Source organism: Enterobacter cloacae complex sp. IR5441 (assembly GCF_049238215.1).
Lineage (GTDB): Bacteria > Pseudomonadota > Gammaproteobacteria > Enterobacterales > Enterobacteriaceae > Enterobacter > Enterobacter hormaechei_C.
Window position 1 is genome coordinate 95772 of record NZ_JBMKIA010000007.1, and the last position, 19750, is coordinate 115521.

19 protein-coding genes are annotated in these 19750 nt (G+C 57.0%); 14 read left to right on the forward strand and 5 right to left on the reverse strand.

Going from position 1 to position 19750, the window contains the following annotated elements; genetic code table 11:
- The first annotated feature begins 65 nt into the window (after positions 1 to 65).
- Both ACOTX5_RS10395 and ACOTX5_RS10400 read left to right on the forward strand, forming a co-directional pair.
- On the forward strand, positions 66 to 1661 hold the full coding sequence (locus ACOTX5_RS10395; protein WP_045348280.1) for an ABC transporter substrate-binding protein: 1596 nt from the start codon (positions 66 to 68) through the stop codon (positions 1659 to 1661).
- A 134-nt stretch (positions 1662 to 1795) separates the two neighbouring features.
- Complete coding sequence (locus ACOTX5_RS10400; RefSeq protein WP_047727099.1) at positions 1796 to 2470, forward strand: DUF3313 domain-containing protein; 675 nt, start codon at positions 1796 to 1798, stop codon at positions 2468 to 2470.
- 34 nt (positions 2471 to 2504) lie between these two features.
- Here ACOTX5_RS10400 and ACOTX5_RS10405 read toward each other — a convergent pair whose 3' ends face one another.
- Positions 2505 to 3401, reverse strand: coding sequence for a DMT family transporter (locus tag ACOTX5_RS10405; RefSeq protein ID WP_023303719.1), 897 nt, complete (start codon positions 3399 to 3401; stop codon positions 2505 to 2507).
- 174 nt (positions 3402 to 3575) lie between these two features.
- Between ACOTX5_RS10405 and ACOTX5_RS10410 the strand changes: the two genes are divergently transcribed.
- The gene (locus ACOTX5_RS10410) at positions 3576 to 4448 is read left to right on the forward strand and encodes a helix-turn-helix domain-containing protein (RefSeq protein WP_006810606.1); all 873 of its coding nucleotides are present in this window, start codon (positions 3576 to 3578) and stop codon (positions 4446 to 4448) included.
- On the opposite strand, the gene ACOTX5_RS10415 is transcribed toward ACOTX5_RS10410, so the two are convergent.
- Positions 4428 to 5594, reverse strand: a complete 1167-nt coding sequence (locus ACOTX5_RS10415; RefSeq protein ID WP_047727097.1) for a benzoate/H(+) symporter BenE family transporter — start codon at positions 5592 to 5594, stop codon at positions 4428 to 4430. The two genes, ACOTX5_RS10410 and ACOTX5_RS10415, sit on opposite strands and share 21 nt — an antisense overlap.
- A gap of 92 nt (positions 5595 to 5686) precedes the next feature.
- Between ACOTX5_RS10415 and ACOTX5_RS10420 the strand changes: the two genes are divergently transcribed.
- Positions 5687 to 6214, forward strand: a complete 528-nt coding sequence (locus ACOTX5_RS10420) for a helix-turn-helix domain-containing protein (RefSeq protein WP_015570550.1) — start codon at positions 5687 to 5689, stop codon at positions 6212 to 6214.
- A gap of 80 nt (positions 6215 to 6294) precedes the next feature.
- Positions 6295 to 8259: a peptidase U32 family protein gene (locus ACOTX5_RS10425; protein ID WP_015570549.1), complete on the forward strand. Its 1965-nt coding sequence runs from the start codon at positions 6295 to 6297 to the stop codon at positions 8257 to 8259.
- Here the strand turns inward: ACOTX5_RS10425 and ACOTX5_RS10430 are convergent.
- Entirely contained in the window at positions 8256 to 8489 is a 234-nt protein-coding gene (locus ACOTX5_RS10430) for a DUF2554 family protein (protein ID WP_015570548.1), read from the reverse strand. The two genes, ACOTX5_RS10425 and ACOTX5_RS10430, sit on opposite strands and share 4 nt — an antisense overlap.
- A 243-nt stretch (positions 8490 to 8732) precedes the next feature.
- On the opposite strand from ACOTX5_RS10430, the gene ACOTX5_RS10435 reads away from it, so the two are divergent.
- On the forward strand, positions 8733 to 9095 hold the full coding sequence (locus ACOTX5_RS10435; RefSeq protein WP_015570547.1) for a hypothetical protein: 363 nt from the start codon (positions 8733 to 8735) through the stop codon (positions 9093 to 9095).
- A 148-nt stretch (positions 9096 to 9243) separates the two neighbouring features.
- Here the strand turns inward: ACOTX5_RS10435 and ftrA are convergent, their stop codons facing one another.
- Entirely contained in the window at positions 9244 to 10242 is a 999-nt protein-coding gene (gene ftrA, locus ACOTX5_RS10440; RefSeq protein ID WP_045911725.1) for a transcriptional regulator FtrA, read from the reverse strand.
- A gap of 73 nt (positions 10243 to 10315) precedes the next feature.
- Between ftrA and ACOTX5_RS10445 the strand changes: the two genes are divergently transcribed.
- The 8 genes from ACOTX5_RS10445 to zinT all read left to right on the forward strand — a co-directional run bounded on the left by ACOTX5_RS10445 (position 10316) and on the right by zinT (position 18324).
- Entirely contained in the window at positions 10316 to 10726 is a 411-nt protein-coding gene (locus ACOTX5_RS10445; protein ID WP_017383989.1) for a rhodanese-like domain-containing protein, read from the forward strand.
- Positions 10727 to 10882: 156 nt separating this feature from the next.
- A complete protein-coding gene (locus tag ACOTX5_RS10450) occupies positions 10883 to 11986 on the forward strand; it encodes a cobalamin-independent methionine synthase II family protein (RefSeq protein ID WP_015570545.1) in 1104 nt (367 codons plus the stop codon).
- A 200-nt stretch (positions 11987 to 12186) separates the two neighbouring features.
- Entirely contained in the window at positions 12187 to 13458 is a 1272-nt protein-coding gene (gene urtA / locus ACOTX5_RS10455) for an urea ABC transporter substrate-binding protein (protein ID WP_015570544.1), read from the forward strand.
- A gap of 22 nt (positions 13459 to 13480) precedes the next feature.
- A complete protein-coding gene (urtB, locus tag ACOTX5_RS10460; protein ID WP_015570543.1) occupies positions 13481 to 15055 on the forward strand; it encodes an urea ABC transporter permease subunit UrtB in 1575 nt (524 codons plus the stop codon).
- Positions 15055 to 16128 carry an urea ABC transporter permease subunit UrtC gene (urtC, locus tag ACOTX5_RS10465; protein ID WP_015570542.1) on the forward strand — a complete coding sequence of 358 codons (1074 nt, stop codon included), beginning with the start codon at positions 15055 to 15057 and terminating at the stop codon, positions 16126 to 16128. The genes urtB and urtC overlap by 1 nt, the downstream gene beginning before the upstream one ends.
- Positions 16128 to 16925, forward strand: coding sequence for an urea ABC transporter ATP-binding protein UrtD (gene urtD, locus ACOTX5_RS10470; RefSeq protein ID WP_015570541.1), 798 nt, complete (start codon positions 16128 to 16130; stop codon positions 16923 to 16925). The genes urtC and urtD overlap by 1 nt, the downstream gene beginning before the upstream one ends.
- 9 nt (positions 16926 to 16934) lie before the next feature.
- Positions 16935 to 17633: an urea ABC transporter ATP-binding subunit UrtE gene (urtE, locus tag ACOTX5_RS10475; RefSeq protein WP_045911726.1), complete on the forward strand. Its 699-nt coding sequence runs from the start codon at positions 16935 to 16937 to the stop codon at positions 17631 to 17633.
- A gap of 52 nt (positions 17634 to 17685) precedes the next feature.
- The gene (gene zinT / locus ACOTX5_RS10480; protein WP_017693437.1) at positions 17686 to 18324 is read left to right on the forward strand and encodes a metal-binding protein ZinT; all 639 of its coding nucleotides are present in this window, start codon (positions 17686 to 17688) and stop codon (positions 18322 to 18324) included.
- 46 nt (positions 18325 to 18370) lie between these two features.
- Here the strand turns inward: zinT and ydeE are convergent, their stop codons facing one another.
- Complete coding sequence (ydeE, locus tag ACOTX5_RS10485) at positions 18371 to 19588, reverse strand: efflux MFS transporter YdeE (protein ID WP_017383985.1); 1218 nt, start codon at positions 19586 to 19588, stop codon at positions 18371 to 18373.
- Positions 19589 to 19750 lie beyond the last annotated feature (162 nt).

Below are 19750 nucleotides of genomic sequence, written 5' to 3' on the forward strand. Positions count from 1 at the left end.
TAATGTTATTTATGAAATGGCAAAAGAAGTAATTAGCCGTCGAATTAAAAAGACAGGAATAAATGATGAAAAGCACATTCACAATGATAACGCTGGCGCTTGCTGCGCTGACGGTCAGTTCCACCGTCGCGGCAAAAACGCTGGTGTATTGCTCCGAAGGATCGCCGGAAAATTTCAATCCTCAGCTCTATACGTCGGGGACCAGCGTGGACGCCAGCGCCGTACCGGTTTATAACCGTCTGGTCGATTTCAAACCGGGCACTACCGAACTGGTGCCGAGCCTGGCGGAAAGCTGGGAGGTAAGCGACGATGGCAAGATCTACACCTTCCACCTGCGCAAAGGGGTGAAATTCCACAGTAATAAGCTGTTCACGCCGACGCGCGACTTCAACGCGGACGACGTGATTTTTTCGTTTATGCGCCAGAAAGATGTGAATCATCCCTACCATAACGTCTCCAACGGCAGTTATTCCAACTTCGAAAGTCTGGAGTTCGGCAGCCTGATTACCGCCATTGATAAAGTTGACGATCGCACCGTGCGCTTCACCCTGGCGCATCCGGAAGCGCCGTTTGTCGCTGATCTGGCGTGGTACTTTGCCTCCATTCTGTCGGCGGAGTATGCCGATGCCATGCTGAAAGCGGGCACGCCAGAAAAGGTTGATATGCAGCCGATTGGCACCGGGCCGTTTAAGCTGGCGCAATATCAGAAGGATTCCCGCATCCTCTTCACCGCTTTCCCTGACTACTGGCAGGGAAAATCGAAGCTGGATCGTCTGGTGTTCACCATCACGCCGGACGCCTCGGTGCGTTTTGCCAAAGTCGAGAAGAATGAGTGCCAGGTGATGCCTTTCCCGAATCCGGCGGACCTGCCGCGTATGAAGGCTAACAAAGACATCAACCTGATGAGCAAGGCCGGTCTGAATACCGGTTTCCTGGCGTTTAACACGCAAAAGCCGCCGCTGGATAACGTAAAAGTGCGTCAGGCGCTGGCGATGGCGATTAACAAACCCGCCATCATTGAGGCGGTGTTCCACGGCACCGGCACGGCGGCGAAAAACCTGCTGCCGCCTGGCGTCTGGAGTGCCGACAGCGAGCTGAAAGACTATGATTACGATCCAGAAAAAGCGAAAGCGCTGCTAAAGGAGGCGGGATTTGCCAACGGCGTAAGCATCGATCTGTGGGCCATGCCCGTGCAGCGGCCGTATAACCCGAACGCGAAGCGTATGGCGGAGATGATCCAGGCGGACTGGGCGAAAGTGGGCGTGCAGACCAAAATCGTGACCTACGAATGGGGCGAATACCTGAAGCGCGTGAAGGGCGGGGAGCATCAGGCCGCACTGATGGGCTGGACAACGGCGACGGGCGATCCGGATAACTTCTTCGGCCCGCTGTTTACCTGTACGTCCGCCAACGGCGGGTCGAACTCGGCCAAATGGTGCTATAAGCCGTTTGATAACCTGATTGCCGAAGCTAAATCGATAACCGATCGCGAAAAACGCGTGGCGCTGTACAAGCAGGCGCAGCAGATGATGCACGATCAAATGCCGGCGGTAATGATTGCCCACTCGACGATTTTTGAGCCAGTCCGTAAAGAGGTCACGGGCTATGAAATCGATCCTTTCGGCAAGCACCTGTTCTGGCAAGTGGACCTGAAGGAGTAATTTTTCACTGCCCGGTTTCGGTCGGGCAGTTTTTTCGCTATTTGTGCTGTCTTCGTCATTTTTTGCCACAACACATCGCCCGGTTTTTTGTTATAACTTCAAGTGCATACTTGCAGATAACATGGAATACCATCATGCGTACTCACACTTTTTTTAAAGTTGCAGTGCTTTCTGGTCTGTTGGCCCTTTCCGGCTGTGCGTCAAAAGTCGCAGCCCCCGATCAATATTCAGGCTTTTTAAAAGATTACTCCGGCTTGCAGGAGATGAAATCTGCAACCGGGAAGCCAACCCTGCGTTGGGTTGACCCGTCCTATAATGAGGCGAATTACGACAGCATTATCTGGACGCCGATAACCTATTATCCGACGCCAAAACCGACCACTCAGCTTGGGCAAAAAACGCTTGATGAGCTGTTGCATTATACCAATACCAAACTGAAAACCGCGATTGGCCAGCGTAAGCCGATTGTGACGACGCCGGGCAAACATAGCCTGATCTTCCGCGGCGCCATCACGGGTGTGAGCTCAGACAAAGAAGGTTTGCAGTTCTATGAAGTGGTGCCTGTGGCGCTGCTGGTTGCGGGTACGCAGATGGCAACGGGCCATCGTACCATGGATACGCATCTGTTCTTCGAAGGTGAGTTAATCGATGCGGCCACGAACAAACCAGTGATTAAGGTTGTTCGTAAGGGTGAAGGGAAAGAGCTGGCGAACGAGAATACGCCAATGGGCTTCGGCACCCTGAAGCAGGTTGTGGATGATATGGCGACGGATGCCACCATGTTTGATGTCCATCAGACAACAAAATAATAAAAAATGGCCTGCATTTTCGCAGGCCGTTTTTTTATGCCGTCCGCAGGCGGCGGAACCAGGTTTCCGGCTTCGTAAACATCACCATATTTCCCCCCAGAATCAACAGCAGGCCGACGATCCCATTGAGATGCCACACGTAACCCTCGTACACCGTTGAAATCGACAGCGCCACCAGCGGGAACAGCAGGGTGCTGTACGCGGCTTTACCGGGACCAATGCGGCCTACCAGCGTAAAGTAGGCGCCGAAGGCAATCACCGAGCCAAACAGCGCAAGATAGAGCAGCGCCCCCATATAGCTCACCGTCCATTCCGGCATAAAGCTATCGCCCCTGAAGAGCGCGATAAGGCCCATCACGACGGTGCCATACAGCATCGCCCAGGCGTTGGTGGTCATGGTTTCCAGCCCGTTTCGTTGATGACGCATGCTGATCATATTCCCCAGCGAGAAGCCGTAGGTGCCGAGGGCGGAAAGCCCGATGCCCGTAAGCAACGACGCGCTCCAGCCGCTGGCGAGCAGATCGTTCCAGAAAAGGGTAATGATCCCGATAAGCCCTAGCGCTGCCGCCGTCCAGAAGCGTGCGGGTGGGCGCTGGCCGAAGAAGATAAAGCTGTTGATGGCGTTATACAGCACGGCCATCGAGAAAATCACCGACTCAAGGCCGGTATTGATATGGGCGGCGGCGGTGTAAAAGCACCAGAAGTTGAAACAGAAAACGCAGCAGCCCTGAAGCATGCAGTAGAGATGATCCCGCAGCGCCAGCCTGCGCAGGCGGCGAAGGGCGACCAGGACGATCATCATCGTGGCGCTGGCCACGGCGAAGCGCCAGAAAATGGAGACCGGCGCTGCAACCGGCCCCTGTTGCAAAAAAATGGCGATCCAGGTCGTGCCCCAGATCACAACGACCAGCCCATAGAGTAATGCGTTCATGGTGTCTCTCTTCTCATACCGCGAAAAACGACAGTGTGGCGAAAGAAGGGGGGGCCGGCTTTCATCGTCTTGCGCCGGACTTGCAAATTCTTGCGCTTTTTTCTCGCACAATGGCTGGTAACAGGCTGCAACACTTCTTAGACTGACAGTCTGATTAATCACCTGTTTACGGCCATGTCTCTCGTTTACGACACCTTTGAAACGTTACGCCAACAAAATGCAGTGCTGCGGGAAACCGTCGCGCTCAATACTGGCATTCAACTGGCGGCGTGGTACAACAAGCACGACACGATCACGGTGAAAAGCAACCATCACACCCTTAGCCTGTACGTGGCGGATGGCTATGAAAGCTATCAAAAAACGCCGGGTGGCTGGAAAAATGGTGGCGGGCCGGACCGTTTTTGTCTGATGCCGGAAGAGAGCGAATCCACGTGGGATATTCGTGACGACCTGTCGTTTGTGCACCTCTACTGCACCGATGAACACCTGCGGGACGTGGGGGAGAAAATCTGGGATAAACGACCGCTATCGCTGACGCTGGAGGAAAAAATCTTCGGCAGCGATCCGAAAATCACCGCCCTTTATCGCCAGTTTTTGCTCGGCTGCGACTGGCAGCAAAACGCCAATCAGCTCACCCTGAGCACCGCGTCGACCTTATTGCTGACGCATTTGGTCCAGCACTATTCCAGCGTACAGTGGAAGCTGCCGGTAGTGACCGGCGGGTTATCACCGTTTGTACTGCGCAACGTGCTGGCCTTTATCGAGGAAAACCTTGCACAACCCTTAACCCTGGCGGAACTGGCGGGCCAGGCCGCACTCAGTGAGTATCACTTTGCGCGGATGTTCCGCCAGTCGATGGGGCTGGCGCCGCATCAGTATGTCATGCAGCGCCGCATGGAGAAGGCCAAAGCGCTGGTGCAGCACACGACCACGCCGCTCACCGACATCGCGCTGGCCTGCGGATTTAACTCCGCCAGCCATTTCAGTAACCGTTTTCGCAGCATGACCGGCATTACGCCGTCACAGCTACGCGCGGCGAAGGCGTGAGAAGACGGCGTAACAGATCCCTCCCAGCACCAGCCCCCAGAAGGCGGAGCCAATTCCCAGGAGCGTGACGCCGCTGGCGGTCATCAGGAAGGTAACGATCGCCGCGTCGCGTTCTGCTCCATGGTTCAGTGCCTGATACAAACTCCCGCTGATAGTGCCGAGCAGGGCCAGCCCGGCCAGCGTCTGGATGCCGCTCAGCGGCAGGGCGGCCATCAGCCCGGAAATCGACCCGCCGAACACCCCCGCCAGCAGATAAAACCCGCCTGCCGCCGCCGCGGCCAGCCAGCGTTTACTGGCATCCGGATGGGCGTCCGGGCTCTGGCAGATGGCGGCAGTGATGGCGGCGATGCATATAGAATAAACGCCGAAGGGGGATAACAGCAGTGCCAGCCCGCCGGTGGCAACGATCAGCGGTGAGACCGCCAGCGGATAGCCCGATGCCTGCATGGTGGCGAAGCCGGGCGCATTCTGCGACGCCATGGTCACCAGGAAGAAGGGTAAGCCGATGCTGAGCAGGCTGGTGAAGGTGAACGCAGGGGCAATGAATTCCGGCATGATGACTGATAACGTCATCCTGTTCGTGACAACGTCACCTCCGGCCCATGCCACGAACACGCCCACCAGCAGCGTGGCGACAATGGCGTACCGGGGCGCTACGGCTTTGGTCACCAGCCAGGCGGCCAGCATACTGCCGCAAAGAAAAATGTGTCCCTCAAGATTGCTGAATGCCTTCAGGCCAAACTGTAACAGCACGCCCGCCAGCATAGCGGCGGCAAGCGAGTGCGGGATTAGTTTCATCAACCGGGCAAACAGGCCGGTGACGCCGCACAGCAGAATCAGCGCATTCGCGAATATAAATACCCCGATGGTTTCCGCCAGCGTCACGCCTTGCAGGCTGGTGGCGAGCAGCGCCGCGCCGGGAGTCGACCAGGCGGTCAGCACGGGGGCTTTATACCACCACGACAATGCCAGCGTGCTGATCCCCATCCCGAGCCCCAGCGCGGTCATCCATCCGGCAATTTGCTGTGTACTGGCGCCAGCCGCAGCAGCCGCCTGCCAGATAATGGCGGTAGAGCTGGCATAGCCCACCAGAACGGCAACAAAACCGGCCAGCACGGCAGGAAAGAGAGAGGCAGTCGATCGCATGGATACTCCGTTGTGCGTTATAACGTCCGGGATAAGGTATCACTGTGCGCTATAGCGTACAAGTGGTATGCTTTGCCGCAACGGGAGGAACTATGGATATCACTCAACACCTGGCAACCACACTGAAAGCGCTGCGTCAGGCGCGGGGCTGGAGCCTGTCGAAACTGGCGGAAGAGACGGGCGTGTCGAAAGCGATGCTTGGGCAAATCGAACGCAATGAGTCCAGCCCGACGGTCTCTACTTTGTGGAAAATCGCCACCGGGCTGAACGTACCTTTTTCGGCGTTTATCACTCCAGAAAGCGAACCGCAGGCGGTGTTCGATCCGCAGCAGCAGGCGATGGTGGTGAAACCGCTTTTCCCCTGGGATGAACAGCTTAAGTTCGACCATTTCTCCATCACCCTGTCGCCCGGCGCACTGAGTGAGTCCACGCCGCACGAAGCCGGGGTGATCGAGCACGTGGTGGTGATAAGCGGTGAGCTGGACATGCAGATTGACGGTGTCTGGCGCACGCTATACGCTGATTCCGGCGTGCGTTTTGCCGGCGATAAACCGCACGCGTACCGCAACAGCAGCGCCCGGACGGTGCATTTTCACTCTCTGATCCATTATCCCCGCTAAAGCGTCGCAAAACGGTTTCACTGGCACAGACTTCTGACTACAATAGCCGCCATTTTGACCATAACGGATAACGACGAAGTATGCGCCTGCACTCCCATCATCTTGAACTGCTAAGCCCGGCCCGCGACGCCGCCATTGCCCGTGAAGCCATTCTTCACGGAGCAGATGCCGTCTACATTGGCGGCCCTGGCTTCGGTGCCCGTCATAACGCCAGCAACAGCCTGCGCGACATTGCCGAGCTGGTCCCGTTCGCCCACCGTTTCGGGGCGAAGGTGTTCGTGACCCTGAACACCATTCTTCATGATGATGAGCTTGAGCCCGCGCAGCGTCTTATTACCGATCTCTACCAGACCGGCGTTGACGCCCTGATCGTTCAGGATATGGGCGTTCTGGAACTGGATATCCCGCCGATTGAGCTGCACGCCAGCACCCAGTGCGATATCCGCACCGTTGAGAAGGCGAAGTTTCTTTCGGACGTCGGGTTTACGCAGATTGTTCTGGCGCGCGAGCTGAACCTGAACCAAATCCGCGATATCCACCAGGCGACCGACGCGACCATTGAATTCTTTATCCACGGTGCGCTGTGTGTGGCGTATTCCGGGCAGTGTAATATCTCTCACGCCCAGACGGGGCGCAGCGCTAACCGGGGCGACTGCTCTCAGGCCTGCCGTCTGCCTTATACCCTGAAAGACGATCAGGGCCGCGTGGTGGCATTCGAAAAACACCTGCTGTCGATGAAAGATAACGATCAGACGGCCAACCTCGGCGCGCTGATCGATGCCGGTGTACGCTCCTTCAAAATTGAAGGGCGCTACAAGGACATGAGCTACGTGAAAAATATCACCGCCCATTATCGTCAGATGCTGGATGCCATCATCGACGATCGCGGTGACCTGGCGCGCGCGTCCGCCGGTCGTACAGAGCATTTCTTTATTCCGTCGACGGACAAGACCTTCCACCGCGGCAGCACGGACTATTTCGTGAATGCCCGTAAAGGGGATATTGGCGCGTTCGATTCACCGAAGTTTATCGGTTTACCGGTGGGTGAAGTGCTGAAAGTGGCGAAAGATCATCTTGACGTTCAGGTTACAGAGCCGCTGGCGAACGGCGATGGTCTCAACGTGATGATCAAACGTGAAGTAGTGGGTTTCCGCGCCAATACGGTGGAGAAAACCGGCGAAAATCGCTATCGCGTCTGGCCGAACGAAATGCCTGCCGATCTCTATAAAGCCCGTCCTAATGCGGCGCTTAACCGTAACCTGGATCACAACTGGCAGCAGGCCTTGCTCAAGACCTCCAGCGAGCGCCGCATTGCGGTGGATATCGCGCTGGGGGGCTGGGAAGAGCAGCTGATCCTGACCATGACCTGCGAAGACGGTATCAGCGTGACGCATACGCTCGACGGCCTGTTCGAGGTGGCGAACAATGCGGAGAAAGCGCTTAGCAACCTCAAGGATGGCGTGGCGAAGCTGGGGCAGACCATTTATTACGCGCGCAATATTGAGGTGAATCTGCCGGACGCGCTGTTCGTGCCGAACAGCCTGCTGAACCAGTTCCGCCGTGAAACGGCAGAGATGCTGGATGAAGCACGGCTGGCAAACTATCCGCGCGGCAGCCGTAAGGCCGAAACGGTGCCTGCGCCGGTCTACCCGGACACGCATCTCTCGTTCCTCGCGAACGTTTACAACCACAAAGCGCGTGCGTTTTACCATCGTCACGGCGTGCAGCTGATTGACGCCGCGTATGAAGCGCATGAAGAGAAGGGCGATGTGCCGGTGATGATCACCAAACACTGCCTGCGGTTTGCCTTTAACCTTTGTCCGAAACAGGCGAAAGGCAATATTAAAAGCTGGAAAGCGACGCCGATGCAGCTGGTGAATGGCGATGAAGTGCTGACGCTGAAGTTTGACTGCCGTCCGTGTGAAATGCACGTTATCGGCAAGATGAAGAATCACATCTTCAAAATGCCGCCTCCGGGAAGCATTGTGGCCTCCGTCAGCCCTGACGATTTGATGAAGACCCTGCCGAAGCGTAAAGGCAGCTAACCCGCAGAGTGGGTATCCGGTTTGCGCGATTTCTGCCAGGCATGGTGCTCGCGCAACCCCTCCGCAGACTCCTCAGCCGCGCTGCGTAACTCGTCGCTGTCAGCTTCATGACGAAGCTGATGGTCGGCGTTTTTCACATACACAAATTCATGCCCTTTGTGCTCCGCCATAATCTGCCCTGAGAACAGGGCGCTAATCACCAGCAGTAGCGAAAATTCTTTTCTGAACATCCTTTATCCCCTGAAAATACGCTACGGTCATCGTAGGGATAATTTCATAGAGTAATTATTCGACTGTTTAAATTTGAGAAAATAGACTGTCAAAAATTGTGGTCGCAATAAAACTCACTTAAGACTATTCTTAAAAGCAATATCGCCGTTGTAAACTCCCATTTCTGGTATGCAAAGAGAAGCTAGATTTATTGGGAAATCATTTACAATAAGATTTTTCTGGCTAAGGATTGGATCGAATAAATGAAAAAAATAATCGTGCTATCACTTCTGGGCGTAGTGGTTGCGGTGGGTGCTGCGGCCAGCATCTATTCAAATGAAGAACCAGAATATATTCAGTCAGCAAAAAGCCGTGTCGGATCGTATTTAACCAGCGATTACGGACGTGTCGAATGTAATAGCACCCAGGTAAGTGAAGATCGCTGGGAGCTGGGCTGTACCAATAAGGCGAGGGGCAAAACCTTCCAGTTCGCCGTTTACCCATCCGAGCAGGCGCCGTATGGGGTCTCTCGTGCGTTTTATCTCGAAGCGATTAATGATGATGCCCGCCAGAGTGCTGAGCAGGGGCTGATGCGTTATCTGCAAATTAATACCAAAGCGGGTTAATCGATTCGTTTATGCTTCGTTGAGGCTCACAGTGGTAGATTGCAGATGATCCACATCCCGGTATGGAATACCGGAGCGTAGATACCAAAATACAAATCTATCCATGCAAGCATTTACCGCCAGATTATGGCGGTTTTTTTTTGCCCGTTTATCGTACCGGCTGTGAAAATTGTTTGCGATATTGCGCGGGCGAAAGCGCAAATTGCTGCCGGAAATGGTGGCGCAGCGTGCCGCTTTGTCCAAATCCGGTTTGTTCCGCAATATTGTCGATGCTGAGCCGACTGTTTTCGAGGTAATCTTTTGCCCGCTGCAATCGTGCAGTTAATAACCAGCGCGCGGGCGTTGTTCCGGTCGCATCCTCGAAACGGCGCAGAAAGGTGCGCTGACTCATACCCACCCGCAGGGCCAGCGATTCGACGGTATGGGAAACGGCCAGATGCTGGTGAAGATAATCAAACAGCTGGCCCAGGCGCTGGCTCTCCCGCAACTGAGCCACCGGTCGGCTAAGCTGCTGGGTTTGCGAGCCGTCCCGATGGGGCGGGATCACCAGCCGACGCGCCACGCGGTTTGCCGCTTCAATACCGTAATTCCGGCGCACCACGTGCAGGCACAGATCAATCCCCGCGGCGCTGCCTGCGGAAGTGAGAATATCGCCTTCGTCCTGGTACAGCACATCCTCAACCACGGTGATAGCGGGATAGCGTGCTTTCAGAGCTTGCGTGTAGCGCCAGTGGGTGGTTGCCTTCCGCCCGTCAAGCAGGCCTGAGGCTGCCAGAACGAAAACGCCAGAACAGATCGAGAGTAGCTGACAGCCGCGGGCATGCGCCGCGCGGAGCGCCTGGCAGAGCGCTTCGGGTACGGGGTCATCCAGCCCTCGCCAGCCGGGTACGACAACCAGATCCGCCGTCTCCAGCAGACGCAGATCGCCATCGGCCAGAATACGGATCCCGCCCGTTGCCCGGAGCTCGCCGTCATCCACGCTCGCCACGGCGAACTGATACCAGTCCTCGCCCATCTCCGGGCGCGGCAAGCCAAAGATCTCTACCGCCACGCCAAACTCAAAGGTACATAAACCGTCATATGCCAGCACGACCGCGCGCGGCGAGGGATGTCTTAAGTTTGTCATCTTTTTGCTGTTTTCTGGCATAGGCGGACGCATTCATGGGCTGAATTAAGGGATAAAGTAGTGTTAACACAAACACCACAAATGAGGAAGATTCATGAGCTATGTTACTGAATTTCCGGCTGCTGAGCCGCAGGAAGCCGTGGGGCATTTCCTGCGTCGTCTGAGCGTCGAGACGGACTGCGCCGATGTCCATCACGCGGTATCCAGCGGTGAGCAGGACTTTGTTCTGCTGCACGTTGTCGGAAAACCTGAACATTTTGCCCGGCGGCATCTGCCCGGCGCGCTGCATTTACCCTGGAGCCAGATCACCGCCGAGCGGATGAAAGCGTGGCCAGAGGGCACGCTGTTTGTCGTCTATTGTGCAGGCCCGCACTGCAACGGGGCGGACAGGGCGGCGCTGAAGCTGGCGCGTCTGGGTCTGCCGGTCAAGATTATGCTCGGGGGCATCACCGGCTGGGAAGATGAGCGGTTCGCGTTTGCAGGATCTTCATCACCCGCCCTGTGAACATGAATTTATTTCAACACAGATGAAATTTTCTCGTTTGTCGGCGGCGAGCCGGTATGACATCTTTTCAGGACGTTTAGACATCCAGAAGTCTAAAGATTCAAGAGATGAATTATCACTGTGGGCAATTAACGCCGACAGACAGAGGAGATTTCCATGCAGCGACACCACGCCCCGTACCGCGCCGATGTAGTCGGCAGTTTTTTACGCCCGGATTCTGTTAAACAGGCCCGTCTGCAATTTGCCAGCGGTGAGATCGATGCCGGTCAGCTTCGCGCGGTTGAGGACGAGGCCATTCGCCATGTTGTCGAGCAGCAGTGCGCCTGCGGTCTGCATGTGGTAACGGACGGTGAATTCCGCCGCGCCTGGTGGCACTTTGACTTCTTTGACGGGCTACAGGGCGTAGAGCGTTATGATTCGCAGCAGGGCATTCAGTTCAACGGGGTGCAGACCAAAGCCCATGGCGTGCGCGTAACGGGCAAACTGGGCTTCGGCGATCATCCTATGCTGGAAGATTTCCGCTACCTCAAAAGCATCAGCGGTAACGCACAGCCGAAGATGACTATTCCGAGCCCGAGCGTGCTGCACTTCCGCGGTGGCCGCAAGGATATTGATGCCACGGTCTACCCGGATCTGAAAGATTATTTTGACGATCTGGCGACCACCTGGCGCGATGCCATTCGGGCCTTTTACGATGCAGGCTGCCGCTATCTGCAACTGGATGACACCGTCTGGGCCTACCTTTGTTCAGAAGACCAGCGCCGGCAGATCCGCGAGCGCGGTGATGATGCAGACGAACTTGCCCGAACCTATGCCCGGGTGCTGAATAAGGCGCTGGAGGGCAAACCGGACGATCTGACCATCGGGCTACACGTCTGCCGCGGCAACTTCCGCTCAACCTGGATTTCCGAAGGCGGCTATGAGCCGGTGGCGGAGGTGCTGTTCGGTACGGTGAACGTCGACGCGTTCTTCCTGGAGTACGACAACGACCGTAGCGGCGACTTTGCGCCACTGCGTTTTGTGCGCCCGGGTAAACAGCAGGTGGTTCTGGGGCTAATCACCACCAAGCACGGTGAACTGGAGAACCCGGAAGGGGTGAAAGCGCGTCTGGAAGAGGCCGCGCGCTACGTGGCGAAAGAGCAGATTTGCCTCAGCCCACAGTGCGGATTTGCCTCCACGGAAGAGGGTAACAGCCTGAGCGAAGCCCAGCAGTGGGATAAAGTTCGCCTGGTGACGCAAATCGCCAGCGACGTCTGGTAACATCGTTCACAGCGCTGCATTATTACAGTGCAGCGCTGTACCATTCTGAGTCGTTTCCCGTAGATCCTCTCTTCGAACCCGTTTAAATCCTGCCTCTGCAACCTGGCACCCTTTTTGCTCTCCTGAAACTGACGTTACTTTTTCTGCGTCCGGGCGGTAACGGACGTCTTCGCACAGCTTTCTTTTTCAGGAGTGAAAATATGCACCGTCGTACCTTTATAAAAGCGTTCGCCTTGTCCGCCTCCGTGGTCGCCATGGGGGTCAGTTTTGGCGTCCAGGCCGCAGAGACCATTAAAGTCGGGATCATGCACTCACTCTCCGGCACGATGGCCATTTCAGAAACGCCCCTGAAAGATGTCGCCCTGATGACCATCGACGAAATCAACGCCAAAGGCGGCGTGCTCGGGAAAAAGCTGGAGCCGGTGGTGGTTGACCCGGCATCCAACTGGCCGCTGTTTGCAGAAAAGGCCCGCCAGCTTCTGAGCCAGGATAAGGTCGCCGTGGTGTTTGGCTGCTGGACCTCCGTATCGCGTAAATCAGTTCTGCCGGTTTTTGAGGAGCTGAACGGTTTGCTGTTCTATCCGGTGCAGTATGAAGGTGAAGAGATGTCACCTAACGTCTTCTATACCGGCGCGGCGCCAAACCAGCAGGCGATCCCGGCGGTGGAGTACCTGATGAGCGAGGACGGCGGCAGCGCGAAACGCTTCTTCCTGCTGGGAACGGACTACGTTTACCCGCGCACCACGAACAAGATCCTGCGCGCCTTCCTGCACTCGAAAGGCGTGGAAGATAAAGATATTGAAGAGGTCTACACCCCGTTTGGTCATAGCGATTACCAGACCATCGTCGCCAGTATCAAGAAATTCTCCGCGGGCGGTAAAACGGCGGTGGTCTCAACCATCAACGGTGATTCCAACGTGCCTTTCTATAAAGAGCTGGCGAACCAGGGGCTGAAAGCCACGGACGTGCCGGTGGTGGCGTTCTCGGTGGGCGAGGAGGAACTGCGCGGCATTGATACCAAACCTCTGGTGGGTAACTTGGCGGCGTGGAACTACTTTGAATCCGTCGATAACCCGACCAACCAGACCTTTGTCGCGGCCTACAAAGCCTACGCGAAAGCCCATAAGCTGCCGAATGCCGATACCGTCGTCACCAACGATCCGATGGAAGCGACCTATGTCGGCCTGCATATGTGGGCGCAGGCGGTTGAAAAAGCGGGGACAACCGACGTGGACAAAGTGCGCGCGGCAATGGCGGGCCAGTCGTTCAATGCGCCGTCCGGCTTTACGCTGACCATGGATGCCACCAACCACCACCTGCATAAGCCCGTCATGATTGGTGAAATCGAAGGCAACGGCCAGTTCAATGTCGTCTGGCAAACCGAACAGCCGGTACGCGCTCAGCCGTGGAGCCCGTTTATCGCCGGGAATGACAAAAAACCTGACCAGCCGATGAAAACCGCCAGCAACTAAGCAACCACCAGGGAGAGACGTCATGAACGCCATGCGCATAATTATTGCGATTGTGTGGCTTACCGGACTGCTGCCAGGGATGGTGCAGGCATCGGATGCCGATGATTTCGTTGCCGCTAGCCGCAGCCAGCAGACCGCCATGCTGACCCGCTGGGCAGCCACGCCGGAACCTGCACGTTTGCCGCTGCTTAAAGCGCTGCAACAGGAGAACCTCTACACCGACAGCCAGAAGAAGGCTTTTACCCGCATCGACGGCGAAATGGTTGCCCTGGGCGCGGCAAAGAGCGCCGAAGGAACGACCAAAGCCGTGCGGCTGACCAACCGGCTGCGCGTGTTAACCGTCACGGCGCTGGCGACGCATCAGCTTGTCAGTGACAGTGTCACCGAAAGGCGTCATGCCGCGCGGCAACTTCAGCGTGACGCCCAGCCGGATATGCTCGGGTTTCTGCAACAGCGGGCTAACCGCGAAACGGATGACGTCACCCGACAGTCGCTGAGGCTGGCGCTGGCAAATCTTCAGCTGGCGAGTCCGCAGGCGGAAACGCGCCTCAACGCGGTTGAACTGTTGGGACAGTCTGACGATCCGGATGTTCAGGCCACGCTGACGCCGTTCACCCGGGCGCAAACCGAGCCGGACGCACGAGTACGTGCCGCCGCCGCTGAGAGCCTGGACCGTATTCAGCACCGGCTGATGTGGGGCGAACTGCTGGGGCAGGCCTTCATGGGCCTGTCGTTGGGGTCGGTACTCTTGCTGGCCGCGCTCGGGCTGGCTATCACCTATGGTCTGCTGGGGGTGATTAACATGGCCCACGGCGAAATGCTGATGCTCGGGGCGTATGCCACCTGGATGGTGCAGCAGGTGATGGCGCAGTGGATGCCTCAGTGGCTGGCGCTTTATCCGGTGGTGGCGCTGCCGGTGGCGTTTTGCCTGACGGCAGGTATCGGGATGGTGCTGGAGCGCACGGTGATCCGCCATCTGTATGGCCGCCCGCTGGAAACCCTGCTCGCTACCTGGGGGATCAGCCTGATGCTTATCCAGCTGGTGCGCATGACCTTTGGCGCCCAGAACCTTGAGGTCGCAAACCCGGCCTGGCTGTCCGGCGGGGTGCAGGTTTTCGCCAACCTGACGCTACCGTGGAACCGCATTGTGGTGCTCGGGTTTGTGCTGATGGTGCTGTTCTTCACCTGGCTCATTCTGAATAAAACGCGTCTGGGGCTGAACGTGCGGGCGGTGACGCAAAACCGCAGCATGGCGGCCTGCTGCGGCGTCCCCACCGGACGGGTAGATATGCTGGCGTTTGGCCTCGGGTCCGGCATTGCCGGGCTGGGCGGCGTGGCATTGTCCCAACTGGGGAACGTGGGACCGGAGCTGGGCCAGGGATACATCATTGATTCGTTCCTGGTGGTGGTGCTCGGCGGCGTCGGCCAGCTGGCCGGTAGCGTCGCGGCGGCCTTTGGTCTGGGGATCTTCAATAAAATTCTTGAACCGCAGATGGGCGCCGTGCTGGGCAAAATCCTGATTCTGGTGGCGATCATTCTGTTTATTCAGAAACGTCCGCAGGGGTTATTCGCACTTAAAGGGAGGGTGACAGACTGATGAGCCAGCCATTGACCTTAACACTGGCGCGCAGGGCACCGCGCTCCACGCAAATCTTCGGCAGTCTGCTGGTTGCGGCGCTGCTGGTGCTGCCTTTTCTCGCGCTGTTGCCCGCAACGCATCCGCTGGCCGTTTCTACGTGGATGTTGACGCTCATCGGCAAGATCCTCTGCTACGCAGTTGTCGCCGTGGCCCTCGATCTGGTCTGGGGCTATGCCGGTATGCTCTCACTGGGGCACGGCATATTCTTCGCCCTGGGCGGCTATGCGATGGGCATGTACCTGATGCGCCAGGCGGCCGGGGACGGGCTGCCCGCGTTTATGTCGTTTCTCTCGTGGAGCGAGCTGCCCTGGTTCTGGTGGGGAACGCAGCATTTTGCATGGGCTCTGGTGTTAATTGTGACGATCCCCGGCCTGCTGGCGCTGGTCTTCGGCTGGTTTGCTTTTCGCTCGAAGATCAAAGGGGTCTATTTCTCCATCATGACCCAGGCGCTGACCTACGCGGGCATGCTGCTGTTCTTTCGCAACGAAACCGGCTTTGGCGGCAATAACGGCTTTACCGGCTTTACCACGCTGCTCGGGTTTTCCGTCACGGCGACCACCACGCGGATCGCGCTGTTTCTCGCAACGGTCGTGCTGCTGCTTCTGGCCCTGGGCACAGGCTACGCGCTGGCGAAGAGTAAATTTGGCCGCATTTTAACGGCGGTGCGCGATGCGGAAAACCGTCTCACGTTCTGCGGCTACGATCCGCGCGGTTTCAAGCTGCTGGTCTGGACGCTTTCCGCCGTGCTGTGTGGCCTGGCGGGAGCGCTGTACGTTCCGCAGGTGGGAATTATCAACCCGGGTGAAATGTCGCCGACCAACTCGATTGAAGCGGCCATCTGGGTAGCGCTGGGTGGACGCGGCACTCTGGTGGGCCCGGTGATTGGCGCGGCGCTGGTCAACGGTGCGAAGAGCTTTTTCACCGTGGCGATGCCGGAGTACTGGCAGCTGTTTCTGGGGCTGATTTTCATCGCCGTGACGCTGTTTTTACCGCGCGGCGTGTTCGGTCTGTTTCGTAAGGGAGAGAATTAATGCAGCCCTCTGAAGGACTCTTTACCCGCCAGCTACCGGGCGACCGTTACCGCGAGCAGACCGATCCGGTGTTGCAGCTCGAGGCCATTAACGTCAGTTTCGACGGTTTTCAGGCGTTGACCGATCTCTCGCTGAACATCGGCGTCGGAGAATTGCGCTGCATCATTGGCCCTAATGGCGCCGGTAAAACCACGCTGATGGACGTGATTACCGGCAAAACCCGGCCAAAAAGCGGGAAAGCTATTTACGATCAGTCCATCGATCTGACTGCCCTGGAACCGGCGGCCATCGCCCGTCAGGGCATTGGCCGTAAGTTCCAGAAGCCGACCGTGTTTGAAGCGCTGACCGTAGGGGAAAACCTCGAAATCGCCATGAAAGCCGACAGGTCCGTCTGGGCGAGCCTGCGGGCCACGCTCAGCGGCGAGCAGCGCGACCGCATTGATGAGATGCTGGTTTTGCTGCGGCTTGGCAGCGAGCGCGATCGCCGTGCCGGGCTGCTTTCCCACGGACAGAAGCAGTTTCTGGAGATCGGCATGCTGCTGGTGCAGGACCCGCATCTGTTACTGCTGGACGAACCCGCTGCCGGTATGACTGACGCAGAGACGGAATACACTGCCGAGCTGTTCCGCACCCTGGCAGGCAAGCATTCGCTGATGGTGGTTGAGCACGATATGGGCTTCGTCGAGACCATCGCCGACCACGTCACGGTGCTGCATCAGGGGCGGGTACTGGCGGAAGGTTCGCTTCGCGAGGTACAGGCCAATGAACAGGTAATTGACGTCTATCTGGGACGTTAAGGAGAGGTGATGTTACAGGTTAGCGAACTGAATCAGTACTACGGCGGAAGTCATATTCTGCGCGGGGTGAGCTTTGAGGCGGTCGTCGGGGAAGTTACCTGCCTGCTGGGGCGCAACGGGGTGGGCAAAACCACGCTGCTGAGGTGCCTGATGGGGCTGATCCCGGTGAAAGGCGGGGAGGTGGTCTGGCAGGGAAAGAGCATCACTCACAGTAAACCGCACCAGCGGGTGCAGTCCGGCGTGGCCTATGTTCCGCAGGGGCGGGAGATTTTTCCGCGTCTGACCGTAGAAGAAAACCTGCTGATGGGGCTGTCACGCTTCTCCGCGGGAAACGCAAGGAGCGTACCGGAGGAGATTTGGCAGCTTTTCCCGGTGCTGAAGGAGATGAAGCACCGACGCGGAGGCGATCTTTCCGGTGGTCAGCAGCAGCAGCTGGCGATAGGTCGCGCGCTGGCGAGCCGTCCACGGTTACTGATTCTGGATGAACCCACGGAAGGTATTCAGCCGTCGGTGATTAAAGAGATTGGGCAGGTGATCCGCAGCCTGGCGAACCGGGGGGATATGGCCATCCTGCTGGTGGAGCAGTTTTATGATTTTGCGGCAGAGCTGGCCGACAGGTATCTGGTGATGTCGCGCGGCAGCATCGTCCAGCAGGGGCGCGGGGAGAACATGGAGCAGGAGGGCGTTCGCGGGCTGGTTGCGATCTGAAATGTTATAATATAACATCCTCATTCTTATAAAACGGAATGAGGATTTTGCTGTGGCTGCACAACTTGCAAAAATTGCGCTTACTCTGGGAACGCTGCTGGTAAGCGGCTCGCTTTTTGCCCATTCGCACGGTCATCAGATGACGGAGGCGGAACAGAAGGCGGCTAACGGCGTCTTTGAGGATAAAGACGTCAGGGACAGGAAGCTGTCTGACTGGGACGGGACCTGGCAGTCCGTTTATCCGTTCCTGCTTGATGGTTCGCTGGATCCGGTTTTCGAAAAGAAAGCGCAGAAGGGAGAAAAATCCGCTGCCGAGGTGAAGGCCTACTACCGTAAGGGGTACGCGACGGACGTGGACGCCATCGGCATTGAAAACAACGTGATGGAATTCCACCGCGGCAAAACGGTGAGCAGCTGCCGCTACGACTACAGCGGCTACAAAATTCTGACCTATGCGTCGGGGAAAAAAGGCGTGCGCTACCTGTTTGAGTGCAAGGATAACGCGAGCCAGGCGCCTAAGTTTGTGCAGTTCAGCGACCATATCATCGGGCCGAAAGCCTCTTCACACTTCCATATCTTTATGGGCAACACCTCCCACGAGGCGCTGCTGAAAGAGATGGATAACTGGCCGACCTACTACCCGAATGAGATGTACAAAGAGCAGGTGGTGGAGGAGATGTTGCACCACTAGGGTGTTGGTTTTGCCGGGTGACGGCTTCGCCTTACCCGGCTTACGATTAGGGTTTTGTCGGTCGGGTAAGCGCAGCGCCACCCGACACGCTATCTTCACTTTTCACGCGCATCCCGCGCAATATCATCAGCCAGGCCGCAATGATGGCGGCCATCATAATGATAAATAATGACCAGTGCGGCAGATGGGTCAGGATGAGCCCGGTGATCATCGGGTTCGCCGCCGCGCCGAGCCAGCCCAGCGCCTGGGCGGAGAAATAGCTCGCCTTCATGCCCGGCGGGGCGATATTGTCGATCAGCATGTATTCACCCGGTGCATAAATAATTTCACCCAGGGTGAAAATCGCCGCCGCGATCCCCCAGTAAATCAGGTTCTCGCCGGAAAGCATAAACCCGCCCAGCCCGAGGATGAAAAAAAGCGTCGCGGCGGTCATTAGCGGACGGATATTGCTGGCGGTGATCTTACGTCCAAGCGCGTATTGCAGGGTGACGACCACCGCCGCGTTGACGGGCAGCACAACGGCCACCACCTTTTCTGCGAAATCACTGTCCGCATGTGCGGCGAGGACATACTGGGAAATGCAGGTGGCGAACGATCCACCCACATACGACGCCAGCAGGCCGGAGAGCGTGTACCAGAACAGCGCCCGGTCTTTCAGCAGCACCGAGGGCTGCCACGGCATTTTCTCCTCAGGGCTGTCTGAGGCTATGCTTTTCTGCACAAAGAAATGGATAAACCCGAGCGGCAGTGCGGCGCAGAAGGCGGCCAGCCAGAACGGCAGTTGCAGGCTGTACATCACCAGCAGGGTGCCGATCGGCGGCCCGATCGTCCAGCCAATGTTCAGGAAACTGTAGTTGAGTGAGAAAACGCGCGCCTTTTCGCTGGAGGTCAGCACGTCGGCAAACCATGCTTTCAGCACCGTTGAGAAGACGGAATAGGCGCAGTTAATCAGGGCAAAGAACAGCACCACCAGCGTCACGTTATTCACCAGCGGAATCGCCACAAACCCGGCGATAAAGGCCACGATGGCGATCAGCATATAGCGTTTTTTGTCGAACTTATCCGCCAGGATGCCAAACCCCAGGCTAAACACCACGCCGATGGTCAACGCCACGGTAAGGGCATAGCCAATATTCTCCACGCTCATATCGTACACGCGTGTGAGATATATGGTCATAAAGGGCAGCGTTGCCCCGCGGCCAATTGTTAATAACAATGACGATGCCAGCAGCGCTGCGGTTGAGCGCCTGATTGATGGTTTCATTTTCCTGCCCGACAAATGCTTATGCTTTTTTTGTTGTGTTATTACAGGATTATCATGGGATCGGCAGCTTGTATAGCACCCAATTTATCCGCAGGTGCTTCTCTCCAGTACCAGAATTAATGATCTTCTCGCGGGGCTATTTTTTCTGTTACCTTGAAGTGT